This window comes from Candidatus Symbiopectobacterium sp. NZEC135, assembly GCF_025962695.1.
Map to the genome: position 1 here is coordinate 1 of NZ_JAGFPF010000837.1, position 899 is coordinate 899.

Here is an 899-nt window from a genome sequence, read left to right on the forward strand (position 1 = left end):
GGGAAAAGCAGGCGTATCTCGATCTGATCGCCCAGTTGGATGACGAAGGGTTTGATGACTTCACCCGCGTGCGTGAATTGCTGGGGCTGGCAACCGGCAAGGATAACGGCTGGCTGACGCTGCGCATCGGCGAATTAAAATCCATGTTGGCACTGGCAGGCGGCGATCTGGAACAGGCATTAATCTGGGCGGAATGGACGCAGGACTTTAATGGCTCGGTCTTTAGTCCAGTGCGTAGCAACTACTACCGCTGTTTGCAGACGCTGTTGACGCTGGCATTGGACGAGGCGCGTGAGCCATCGCAGTATTACGATGCGTTTGTGAAAATGTACGGCAGCGACACCCTCGAAGCAGCGGGTGCGGCTATTGCCGGTGAGCAGAGCTTCTACGGACTGTTTGACGTCGATGACACCTTCGCCACCTTGCCCGCGCACCAATCGCTGCTGGCAGCGTACGAGAAACTGCAAGCCGCGAAGCGTCGTTTCTGGGGCTAATGCCGTATCGCCCATCCTCCCCGGTTAGCGCCGGGGAGCCTTCACCCTTCTCAAGCTCAGACGCAATACCTGCCTTTTTTCGATCAATTTTCCCGCAGTACGGAAGATTTCATCATCGCATTATCTTATCGCTACGCAATCTGAATAATCCGGCATTTCGCAAAAAATGAAGAATAATGTACTTATTGTTATTAAATGGTGAATTTTTAATTAATTTGCAGCAACCATGAACACCGAAATGATACAAAAACGCATTTCATTTAACTCTTTTTCACGCTATTCTACCCCCTGCGTTCAACTCTTTTTATAATTTTTAAAATATTTTTTTATTATATATTTCAATTAGTTGACTGTTATTTGGTGCACTTACCCCAAGGGTTTCACCCTGCTAAATTTTCAGGATAT

The 899-nt window shown here is 48.2% G+C and carries 1 pseudogene; it reads left to right on the forward strand.

The annotated features are described in order from the left end of the window. A pseudogene (locus J5224_RS30845) lies at nucleotides 1–494 on the forward strand (30S ribosomal protein S12 methylthiotransferase accessory protein YcaO); the annotation flags it as partial. Nucleotides 495–899: the final 405 nt, after the last annotated feature.